At 68.7% G+C, this 10,586-nt stretch carries 9 protein-coding genes and 2 pseudogenes; 9 read left to right on the top strand and 2 right to left on the bottom strand.

Annotated elements, in window-relative coordinates; genetic code table 11:
- Positions 1-711 (top strand): AAA family ATPase (locus VKG81_RS16655; RefSeq protein WP_324397665.1); only part of this gene is annotated, 711 nt, incomplete at its 5' end.
- Here the strand turns inward: VKG81_RS16655 and fni are convergent.
- Positions 701-1,726 (bottom strand): type 2 isopentenyl-diphosphate Delta-isomerase, encoded by a 1,026-nt coding sequence (fni, locus tag VKG81_RS16660; RefSeq protein ID WP_324397672.1) that lies wholly within the window; start codon positions 1,724-1,726, stop codon positions 701-703. The genes VKG81_RS16655 and fni overlap by 11 nt on opposite strands.
- Before the next feature lie 49 nt (positions 1,727-1,775).
- Here fni and ftsY point away from each other — a divergent pair, with 49 nt between their 5' ends.
- From ftsY to VKG81_RS16690, 7 genes and pseudogenes are all read left to right on the top strand, one after another.
- Positions 1,776-3,077 carry a signal recognition particle-docking protein FtsY gene (ftsY, locus tag VKG81_RS16665; protein WP_324397666.1) on the top strand — a complete coding sequence of 434 codons (1,302 nt, stop codon included), beginning with the start codon at positions 1,776-1,778 and terminating at the stop codon, positions 3,075-3,077.
- Between the two features lie 231 nt (positions 3,078-3,308).
- Positions 3,309-3,551, top strand: a complete 243-nt coding sequence (locus VKG81_RS21565; RefSeq protein ID WP_414685304.1) for a hypothetical protein — start codon at positions 3,309-3,311, stop codon at positions 3,549-3,551.
- Positions 3,458-3,874 (top strand): annotated as a pseudogene (locus VKG81_RS16670) (ammonia channel protein); the annotation flags it as partial. The gene VKG81_RS21565 and the pseudogene VKG81_RS16670, both read left to right, overlap by 94 nt.
- Before the next feature lie 6 nt (positions 3,875-3,880).
- Positions 3,881-4,219: a P-II family nitrogen regulator gene (locus tag VKG81_RS16675; RefSeq protein ID WP_324397667.1), complete on the top strand. Its 339-nt coding sequence runs from the start codon at positions 3,881-3,883 to the stop codon at positions 4,217-4,219.
- A gap of 33 nt (positions 4,220-4,252) precedes the next feature.
- Entirely contained in the window at positions 4,253-6,739 is a 2,487-nt protein-coding gene (locus VKG81_RS16680) for a [protein-PII] uridylyltransferase (protein WP_324397668.1), read from the top strand.
- Between the two features lie 10 nt (positions 6,740-6,749).
- The gene (gene ffh / locus VKG81_RS16685; protein ID WP_324397669.1) at positions 6,750-8,294 is read left to right on the top strand and encodes a signal recognition particle protein; all 1,545 of its coding nucleotides are present in this window, start codon (positions 6,750-6,752) and stop codon (positions 8,292-8,294) included.
- Position 8,295: 1 nt separating this feature from the next.
- On the top strand, positions 8,296-9,390 hold the full coding sequence (locus tag VKG81_RS16690; RefSeq protein WP_324397670.1) for an amidohydrolase family protein: 1,095 nt from the start codon (positions 8,296-8,298) through the stop codon (positions 9,388-9,390).
- Here VKG81_RS16690 and VKG81_RS16695 read toward each other — a convergent pair.
- Positions 9,387-10,271, bottom strand: a complete 885-nt coding sequence (locus VKG81_RS16695; RefSeq protein WP_324397671.1) for a D-alanyl-D-alanine carboxypeptidase family protein — start codon at positions 10,269-10,271, stop codon at positions 9,387-9,389. The genes VKG81_RS16690 and VKG81_RS16695 overlap by 4 nt on opposite strands.
- Before the next feature lie 45 nt (positions 10,272-10,316).
- Here VKG81_RS16695 and VKG81_RS16700 point away from each other — a divergent pair.
- Positions 10,317-10,457, top strand: a pseudogene (locus tag VKG81_RS16700) (nuclear transport factor 2 family protein); the annotation flags it as partial.
- Between the last annotated feature and the right edge of the window lie 129 nt (positions 10,458-10,586).

A 10,586-nucleotide genomic window follows, 5' to 3' on the forward strand; every position in this document is an offset into this window, starting at 1 on the left:
CCGGTCACCGCGCCGGTCCCCGCGCCGTTCGACCGGCCGACCCAGGAACGGCGCGCCAAGCGCGCCGAACGCGAGCTGAATGAGCTGGGCCGGGTGAACCCGCTGGCGCTGGAGGAGTACGCGGCGCTGGAGGAACGCTACAACTTCCTGTCCACCCAGCTCGAAGACGTCAAGGGCGCACGCAAGGACCTCCTCGACGTCGTCGAGGGCGTCGACACCCGCATCTTGGAGGTGTTCAGCGAGGCTTACGTCGACGTCGAGCGCGAGTTCCGAGAAGTGTTCCAAACGCTGTTTCCCGGTGGCGAGGGCCGGCTGACACTTACCGACCCCAACGACATGCTGACCACGGGCATCGAGGTCGAAGCCCGCCCGCCCGGCAAGAAGATCAAGCGGCTGTCGCTGCTGTCAGGTGGCGAGAAGTCGTTGGCCGCGATCGCCCTGCTGGTCGCAATCTTCCGGGCGCGCCCGTCGCCGTTCTACGTTCTCGACGAGGTCGAGGCCGCGCTCGACGACGTCAACCTGCGCCGCCTGCTCGCAGTATTCGAGCAACTGCGCGCACAGTCCCAGCTGCTGGTGATCACGCACCAGAAGCCGACGATGGAGGTAGCCGACGCGCTGTACGGCGTCACCATGCGCGACGACGGAATCTCCGCGGTGATCTCGCAGCGGATGCGCGGCCAGCAAGTGCTGGCGGGCGCGCCTAGCGGATAGGGGTCAGCTCGATCTGCCGCAGTGCCGCCAGGTCGGCCGCGCCGCAGCCGTGCAGGCAGATCCGCAGCTCCTCGATGAAACGCGCCAGCCAGTCATGCGCCGCGGTGGCTGACGCGATCGCGGGCGCGAGCAGTGGGCGCGCCACCGCGACCGCGTCGGCGCCCAGGGCGACGGCCTTGGCGGCGTCCATCCCGGTCCGAATGCCCCCCGAGGCAACCAGCGGCAGGTCGGGCAGCGCCTGTCGTACCTCGACCAGCGCCTGTGCGGTTGGCACACCCCAGTCGGCCAGCTCCGGGAAGCGCAGTTCCCCATAGCGGACGAACTGCTCCACCCGCGACCAGGACGTTCCGCCGGCCCCGGCCACGTCGATCGCGGCGACCGGCAACTCACCGGGAAGCCGCAGCAGTTCGCGCACGGCCGCCCCGCCGAAGCCGTGGCCGACCTCCTTGAGCAGCACCGGGTAGCCCAGCGAGCCCGCGATGTCACGCAACCTGGTGACAGAACCGGAGAAGTCCGTGTCACCGTTGCTCTGTATCGCCTCTTGGAGCGGGTTCGTATGCACCGCGACCGCGTCGGCGCCGACCCGGTCGAGTGCCCTGACCAGATCCGGCACGGTGGCCTTGGACAGCTGCGACAAGCCGATGTTGCCGATCAGCAGCACATCGGGTGCGACGTCGCGAACCGCGAAGCTGGTCGCGGCCTGCTCTCCGAGCGCGCTGTCGAGCATGATCCGCTGCGATCCGAGCATCATCCCGATGCCGAGCTGCTGCGCGGCGGCGGCCAGGTTGCGGTTGATCGTGCCGGACAGCTCCGCGCCGCCGGTCATCGCGCCGATGAGGACAGGCGCCTTGAGCCGCTTACCCAGGAAGTCGGCGGCCAGGGCGACGGCCCCCAGGCTGGTCTGAGTCAACGCGTTGTAGGGCAGCCGGTAGCGCTCAAGACCGGTGGTCAGGCCGTAATGCTCGACGTCTTCGGTCAGGCACACGTCGATGTGGCGCCGCTTACGCGTTTCCATCCCGCCGGGGTCGGTCGTCACCGCCTACGCCCCTTGGGAGAATGGCCGGGTGAGTGAGGGTCTGTGGATCGCAATCGCTGTCATCGCCGTTCTGCTCGTCGCTGCGCTGGCGGTCGGCCTGGTGCTATACCGCCGGCGACGGATCAGCCTGTCACCTCCCGACACTGTCACACCCGTTGACCGCTCCGGTGGTTATACCGCGTCGTCAGGCATCACGTTCACAGAATCGTCAGCACCTTCGACGCCCGCGGCGCCGCCCGAGCAACGTCTCGACACGACGGGGCTACCCGCCGTCGGCGACGACGCCACCATCCCACGCGACGCGCCGAAGCGCCCGATCGCCGACGTTCACCTGCCCGAACCCGCGACCGACGTATCCGCTGAACCCGCGACCGACGTACCCGCTGAACCGCCCGCGATCGACACCATCGCACCCCCGGACGGCCGGCTCACCCGGCTGCGCGGCCGGCTGGCCAAATCGCAGAACGCGCTGGGCCGCAGCATGCTGGGACTACTCGGAGGTGGTGATCTTGACGAGGAGTCCTGGCAGGACGTGGAGGACACGCTGCTGGCCGCGGACCTGGGACCGGCGGCCACCGCGTCGGTCGTCTCGGCACTGCGGTCACGGATGGCAGGTGGCAACGTGCGCACCGAGGCCGATGCACGCGCGATTCTGCGGGACGTGTTGATCACCGAGCTTCGGCCCGACCTCGACCGGTCGATCAAGGCGTTGCCGCACGCCGACAGTCCGTCGGTGCTGCTGGTCGTCGGCGTCAACGGCACCGGCAAGACGACGACTGTCGGCAAACTGGCCCGTGTCCTGGTGGCCGACGGACGCCGCGTGGTGCTGGGCGCGGCGGACACATTCCGTGCCGCGGCCGCCGACCAGCTGCAGACCTGGGCCGCCCGCGTCGGCGCTCACGTGATCCGCGGCCCCGAGGGCGCCGATCCGGCATCGGTGGCGTTCGATGCCGTCGACGATGGGATAAAGGACGGCGCCGACGTCGTCGTGATCGACACCGCGGGCCGCTTACACACCAAGACCGGGTTGATGGACGAGCTGGGGAAGGTCAAGCGCGTCGTGAGCCGGCGCGCACCGGTCGACGAAGTGTTGCTTGTGCTCGACGCGACGATCGGGCAGAACGGCCTGGCGCAGGCGCGGGTATTCGCCGAGGTCGTCGACATCACCGGCGTGGTGCTGACCAAGCTCGACGGGACAGCCAAGGGCGGCATCGTCTTTCGCGTGCAGCAGGAACTCGGCGTGCCGGTGAAACTCGTCGGGCTCGGGGAGGGGCCCGACGACCTCGCGCCGTTCGAGCCGGCGGCGTTCGTCGACGCGCTGCTGGGATGACCGCGGCCGGCCTATCCCGGCTGGGCCAATAACCCTGGCTTGGCACCTGGCGTGTCACGAAAATCCCGATGTAACACCGCCGAAACGTACCCCCGCTATCCGTTCACGCGAGCGAAACACCACAGAGTCTTCCGCGAAACAACCACTCAGCATTGTTTCAGCCAGTGGTCGCAGACACCCGGCCGTGGCGTCGGCGGAAGGAGGAAATAGCGAGTGGACCAATTCCCGTTAATGGGTGTCCCGGATACCGGCGACACCGCGTGGATCCTGGCAAGTTCTGCGCTCGTCTTGTTGATGACGCCAGGGCTTGCCTTCTTCCACGGTGGCATGGTTCGCGCCAAGGGCGTGCTCAACACGCTGATGATGAGCCCGCTCGCCGCGGGTTCTGCGCGGGCGTCGGGTGCGCCCGCGCGGTCGGCCTCAAATTCAAACTGGGCTTTGATGATTCACTCGACGTGGTCGGCGTGCACTTGATCGGCGGTCTGACCGGAACCCTGCTGGTCGGCTTCCTGGCCGCGCCGGAGGCCCCGGCGGCGGTCAAGGGCCTGTTCCACGGCGGCGGGTTCGACCAATTGTGGCGCCAGCCGGTTGGCACCTTCACCGTTCCGGCATATTCGGCGATAGTTACGGCTATCTTGGCTATCTTGGCGTTGATCGTGAAATACACCATCGGACTGCGCCTTAACGAAGAAGACGAAGTGTCCGGCATCGACGAAGCGGAGCATGCGGAGACCGGTGACGACTTCGCCGTCGCTCGCGCCGCCTCGATCCATGGCCGTCACGGCGCGGAGGAATGAGGGGAAATGAAGCTGATCACTGCGATCGTCAAGCCGTTCACGCTCGAAGACGTCAAAACCGGGCTGGAACAGACCGGCATTCTCGGGATGACCGTCAGCGAGGTGCAGGGTTACGGCCGGCAGAAGGGCCACACCGAGGTTTATCGGGGCGCCGAATACTCGGTTGACTTCGTGCCGAAGGTGCGAGTGGAGGTGTTGGTCGATGACTCCGCGGTGGACAAGGTGGTGGACGTCATCGTCCAGGCCGCACGCACCGGAAAAATCGGTGACGGCAAGGTGTGGGTCAGCCCCGTCGACGCCGTCATCCGCGTCCGCACCGGCGAACGGGGAGCCGACGCACTCTGATGTGACATGTCCTCTCGACGGGGGAGGGCCGAAATGAAACAGCAGACACCCGATCCCGCTGCTGGGGCTCCCCGCTGGGATGCTCCGGCCGCGGGATCTCCCCGTCCGGCAAAGGATTTGGTGGCCGCGACGGACCAACTGCTCTCCGCTGGGGCGCGCCAGCTCGATGCGGCGGCCCTGCGTGATGCGCTGTTGGACCTGCACGAGTTCTGGTTGACCACGAAGGCCGCCGAGATCGGCATCACCGCCACGAGCGGTTTCGCGATCGTAGCCACGGGTGGGCTGGGTCGCCGGGAACTGATGCCGTACTCCGACCTGGACCTGACACTGCTACACGACAACGTGCCGGCCGAAGTCGTCAGCAACGTCGCCGATCTACTCTGGTATCCCTTGTGGGACGCCAACATTCGGCTCGATCACAGCGTACGCACCGTACCGGAGGCGTTGCACGTAGCCGCGGAAGACCTCTCCGCGGCACTGGCGATGCTGGAGGCCAGGCACATCGCCGGCGACGCCGAGCTGTCGTCTCTGCTCATCGGCGGTGCGCGTAGCCAGTGGCGCACCGGAATCCGTTCCCGGTTTGACGAACTCGTCGAACTCACCCACGCCCGATGGCAGCGTTGCGGGCAGATCGCCCACCGCGCAGAACCTGACCTCAAGTCCGGGCGTGGCGGACTGCGTGATGTCCAACTGCTCAACGCGCTAGCCATAGCGCAGTTGGCCGACCATTACTCCAGCCGCAATGTGGACAGCCCGCTGGGCACCCTGGCCGGTGCCCACCTGGCGCTGCTCAATGTACGGACCGAACTGCACCGGGTGTCTGGTCGTGGCCGTGAGCTGCTCCTGGCCCAGCACGCTGACGAGATCGGCGCCGCACTGCGGATCGGGGACCGCTTCGAGCTTGCGCGCATGCTCAGCGACGCCGCGCGCACCGTGAGCTACTACGTCGACACGGGTCTGCGCACTGCCGGAAACGCGCTACCTCGCAGGGGCCTTGCCGGGTTGCGCCGCCCGGTCCGGCGACCGCTCGACGAGGGCGTGGTCGAGTACGGCGGCGAAGTCGTGCTGGCCCGCGATGCGCGGCCGGAGCGCGATCCCGGGTTGATCCTTCGGGTGGCGGCCGCGTCCGCGGTGAGCGGCCTGCCGTTGGCCGCCTCCACGCTGCGCCGGCTGGCCGATACCGCGCCGGAGCTTCGCACGCCATGGCCAAGGCAGGCACTGAAGGACCTACTCGTGATGCTCGCCGCGGGCCCAGCCGTCGTCAACACGATCGAGGCGCTGGACCGAACCGGTTTGTGGGGCAGGCTGTTTCCCGAATGGGGCGCGGTGCGCGACCTACCGCCCCGCGACGTCGTACACATCTGGACGGTCGATCGGCATCTGGTCGAAACAGTTGCTCGCGCAAGCGCATTCACCACCAGGGTGGCACGACCCGACCTGCTGGTGCTTGGCGCGCTGGTGCACGACATCGGCAAAGGCCGCGGCGGTGACCACAGCGTGATCGGCGCCGAGCTGGCCACCCAGATCGGCACGCGGCTGGGGTTGTGGCAGGCGGACGTCGATCTTCTGTCGAAGATCGTGCGCCACCACCTGTTGTTGGCGAAAACGGCGACACGGCGCGACCTGCAAGACCCGGACACGATCGCCGCGGTGGCCGACACGCTGGACCGCGACCCGCTGCTACTGGAACTGCTGCACGCGCTCGCGGAGGCGGACTCGCTAGCGACCGGTCCTGGTGTATGGGGAGATTGGAAGGCGCTGCTGATAGGCGATCTGGTGCGGCGCTGCCGGATGGTGATGGCCGGCGAGGCGCTGCCGCACGCTGACCCCGTCGACCCGCATTACCTTTCGATGGCGGCCGACGCCGGCGTGCACGTCGAGCTGACCCCAGGTGACAGCCCGCACATCTACAACGTGACGATCATCGCCCCCGATCGGCGCGGGCTGCTGTCGAAGGCGGCCGCCGTTCTGGCGCTCAATTCACTGCGGGTGCACTCGGCGTCGGTGAACAGCCACGAGGGGTCGGCGATAAACAGCTTCGTCGTGTCCCCGCATTTCGGTTCACCGCCGGCCGCGGAGCTGCTGCGCCAGGAGTTCATCAGGGCGCTCGACGGCGACCTCGACGTGATCGCAACGCTCGAGGAGCGCGACCGCGACGCCGCCAGGTACGGGTCCACACGGGCGGGCGAGGTGCTGGCCGCTGTTCCCGCGTACCGCTCTACGGCACCGCCGCACATCCTGTGGCTAGACGGGCACGCCGCCGGCCAGCTGCTCGTGGAGGTCCGTACCACCGACCGCGGGGGACTGCTCGCCGTGCTCACCGCCGTGTTCGAACGCGCGAACGTGGACATCGTCTGGGCGAAGGTCACCACGCTGGGCTCGTCGGTCGACGACACGTTCTGCATCGTCGTACCGCCGGGGTGCGGTGACGTCGACGCGGTGCGGGCCGAGCTGGAACACGATCTGCGGGCGGTGTTGCCGACGCCCGCGCCGACAAAGCCAGGCGAGGAAGCCAGCTAGGCTTGCCGACGTGTTTGAAACCCTGTCCGACCGGCTGACCGGGGCCCTGCAGGGGCTGCGCACCAAGGGCCGGCTGACCGACGCCGACATCGACGCGACCACGCGCGAGATCCGCCTGGCGCTGCTGGAGGCCGACGTCTCGCTGCCCGTTGTCCGCGCGTTCGTCGCGCGCGTGAAGGAGCGCGCCAAGGGCGCCGAGGTCTCCGGGGCGCTGAACCCTGCCCAGCAGGTCGTCAAGATCGTCAACGAAGAGCTGATCGGCATACTCGGCGGGGAGACCCGCCGACTGGCGTTCGCCAAGACCCCTCCCACCGTGTTGATGCTGGCCGGCCTGCAGGGCTCGGGCAAGACCACGCTGGCCGGCAAGCTGGCGAAATGGCTCAAGGCGCAAGGCCATACACCGCTGCTCGTGGCGGCCGACCTCCAGCGTCCGGCCGCGGTGAACCAGTTGAAGGTGGTCGGCGAGCGGGCCGGCGTCCCGGTCTTCGCTCCGCATCCAGGTGCGTCAGCGGAGTCGGGCACGGGCGATCCCGTTGCCGTCGCCTCGGCTGCGCTCGCCGAGGCCCGCAGCAAGCTGTTCGACGTCGTGATCGTGGACACCGCGGGCCGGCTCGGCATCGACGACGAGCTGATGGCCCAGGCCGCGGCGATCCGCGACGCGGTCAGCCCCGACGAGGTGCTGTTCGTGCTCGACGCGATGGTCGGTCAGGACGCCGTCGCCACCGCCGAGGCGTTCCGCGAGGGCGTCGGGTTCACCGGCGTCGTGCTGACCAAGCTGGACGGCGACGCGCGTGGTGGCGCGGCGCTGTCGGTGCGTGGAGTCACCGGTGCGCCGATCCTCTTCGCGTCGGCCGGCGAGAAGCTCGACGACTTCGACGTTTTCCACCCCGACCGGATGGCCAGCCGCATCCTTGGCATGGGCGATGTGCTAACGCTGATCGAGCAGGCCGAACAGGTCTTCGACGCCAGGCAGGCCGAGGAGGCGGCGGCCAAGATCGGCACGGGCGAGCTCACGCTCGAGGACTTCCTCGAGCAGATGCTGGCGATCCGGAAGATGGGCCCGATCGGCAACCTGCTGGGCATGCTGCCCGGCGCCGGCCAGATGAAGGAAGCGCTGGCCGCGGTCGACGACAAGCAACTCGACCGGGTGCAGGCGATCATCCGCGGCATGACACCGCAGGAACGCGCCGACCCCAAGATCATCAACGCGTCGCGTCGGCTGCGGATCGCGAACGGCTCGGGTGTGGCGGTCTCCGAGGTCAACCAGCTCGTCGACCGGTTCTTCGAGGCCCGCAAGATGATGTCCCAGATGGCGGGCCGGATGGGCATGCCGGGCGTCGGCCGCAAGAGCCCGACCCGCAAAGGCAAGGGCAAGGGCAAGAAGGGCAAGAAGGGCGTGCGGGGCCCGACACCGCCGAAGGTGCCTGGCCCGCTCGGCGCCGGCATGCCGGCCGGTTTTCCCGATCTGTCGCAGATGCCGCCCGGCCTCGACGAGCTGCCGCCAGGTCTGGCCGACATCGACCTGTCGAAGCTGAACTTTCCGGGCAAGAACTAACTTGCGTCTGCATGTTCGCGGTCGCGGCCTGCCCGTCGAGCAGCCCGTGGAGTGGTGGGTCGTCGATGGGCTGATTTCGGCCGAGCCCGTGGGCGGCGCCGAGACGGTGTTCGGTGCCGACGGGGCCGGCGGCTGGATCCTGCCCGGCCTCGTCGACGCGCACTGCCACGTCGGCATCGGCGCGAACGGCCCCGTCAGCCACCTCGACGAGGCGACGGCGCAGGCCGAGACCGAGCGCGACGTCGGCGCGCTGCTGCTGCGTGACTGTGGGTCGCCGATCGACACCCGCCGCCTCGATGACCGCGACGACCTGCCTCGCATCATCCGGGCCGGGCGTCACCTGGCCCGGCCGAAGCGGTACAGCCGCGGGCTGCCGATCGACGTCGAGGACGAGTCGCAATTGCCCGCAGCGGTAGAGGTGCAGGCGCGCCTCGGCGACGGCTGGGTGAAGCTCGTCGGCGACTGGATCGACCGCGCCGTCGGCGACCTCGCGCCGCTGTGGTCCGACGACGTGCTCAAGGCCGCCATCGACACGGCTCACGCAAACGGCGCCCGGGTGACTGCCCACGTGTTCGGCGAAGATGCGCTGCCGGGCCTAATCGATGCCGGCATCGACTGCATCGAGCACGGGACCGGCGTCACCGGAGACGTGATCGACCTGATGCTCGAGCACGGCACGGCGCTGGTGCCGACGCTGATCAACATCGACAATTTTCCGGGACTCGCCGATTCGGCCGGCCGTTATCCGCGCTACGCCCGCCACATGCGCGACCTGTACAGCAGCTGCCGCCAGTGGATGGCTTGCGCGCGGGAGGCCGGGGTGCCGGTGTACGCCGGCACCGACGCGGGCTCGATGGTCGTTCACGGTCGTATCGCCGACGAGGTGGACGCGCTGAAGGGCATCGGGATGAGCCCGACGGACGCGCTGGGCGCGGCCTGCTGGGACGCGCGCCGCTGGCTGGGCCGGCCCGCTTTGGAGCACGGCGCGCCGGCCGACCTGGTCTGCTACCGCGACGATCCGCGGCAGGGCGCCGCGGTCCTGAACAGGCCCGACGTCGTGATGCTGCGCGGTCGCCCGTTCGGTGAGCGGAGCTAGAGCGTCCCGATCGCCACGGACCGGTCCTGCGCGAAGCCCCAGTCCAGCAGGCTGGCGGCCTGATCCCAGTACGTCGGGCCGCCCTCGACGACCAGGCCGTACATCATCGAGATGACCAGGCGACGGCCATCGCGCTGGGCAGCAGCGACGAACGTCTTGCGCGCGGCGTCGGTGAACCCGGTCTTGCCGCCGAGCGTGCCCGGGTAGCGCTGCAGTAGTTGGTCCTCGTTGACGATCACGCGGTCGCCGTTGGCGGCCGGGAACACGGCCGACGGTTCTGCAGTGATCTGGGCGAACACCGGGTTGGTGAGCGCGGCACGGAAGATGATCGCCAGGTCGCGCGGCGTCGTCCACCCGGTGCCGCCCGGCCCGTCGAGCCCCGATGGCGTCGCGGCATGCGTGTCCGGCGCGCCGAGGGCGAGGGCCTTCGCGTTCATCTTCGCCACCGCGGCGTCAAAGCCGCCCAGCATGTCGGCGAGGGTGTTGGCCGCGTCGTTGCCCGACACCAGCAGCAGCGCGTCGAGCAGCTGGCGCGTGGTGTACGTGCGGCCGGGCTTGATGCCAACGCACGAGCACTCCACGTGGGTGTCGGCCTGGTTCGCGACCACCGTGGAGTCGAGGTTCACCTCGTCGAGTGCCACCAGCGCCAGCAGCGTCTTGATCGTGCTGGCCGGCGGATGACGCAGGTCCATGTCCCGCCCTGCGAGCACCTGGCCGGAGTCCATGTCGGCGACGATCCACGCCGTCGCGGGGCCTGCGGGAACCAGCGCCGTGCCGGGCGGCTGGATGTCGGCGTCGGCATGCGCGACGGGAAGATGCAGTCCGGCGAGTCCGAAGGCGCCGGCCACAGCGACAGCCAGCGCGACGAGGAGCTTTCGCATGGGCGCTGAGCCTAACGCGGTACGTCGATCGTGTTCAATCGACGCATGTTGAGCCTGGCGGAAATCTCCGATCGACTGGAAATCCAGCAACTGCTAATCGACTACTCCACGGCCATTGACCAGCGCCGCTTCGATGACCTCGACCGCGTCTTCACTGCCGACGCCTACATCGACCTCTGGGCCGTCAAAAGGCACCTGTTCACGTGACGACGAGGTCGCCAAGATCACTGAATTAGGGCGTGCGGACTGAAACGACGGCACGCCTTGCAGGTTGTCGGTCTCAGTCGCATCGTGCAGCCAGCATGAGCTGCGTTC

Source organism: Mycobacterium sp. (genome assembly GCF_035314905.1).
Taxonomy (GTDB): Bacteria; Actinomycetota; Actinomycetes; order Mycobacteriales; family Mycobacteriaceae; genus Mycobacterium.

What these genes read in the sequence shown, in the direction of transcription:
- VKG81_RS16695 (WP_324397671.1), bottom strand. Translation starts at nt 10,271, where the DNA reads ATGCGAAAGCTCCTCGTCGCGCTGGCTGTCGCTGTGGCCGGCGCCTTC.
- VKG81_RS16680 (WP_324397668.1), top strand. Translation starts at nt 4,253, where the DNA reads ATGAAACAGCAGACACCCGATCCCGCTGCTGGGGCTCCCCGCTGGGAT.
- fni (WP_324397672.1), bottom strand. Translation starts at nt 1,726, where the DNA reads ATGGAAACGCGTAAGCGGCGCCACATCGACGTGTGCCTGACCGAAGAC.
- VKG81_RS21565 (WP_414685304.1), top strand. Translation starts at nt 3,309, where the DNA reads ATGGGTGTCCCGGATACCGGCGACACCGCGTGGATCCTGGCAAGTTCT.
- VKG81_RS16675 (WP_324397667.1), top strand. Translation starts at nt 3,881, where the DNA reads ATGAAGCTGATCACTGCGATCGTCAAGCCGTTCACGCTCGAAGACGTC.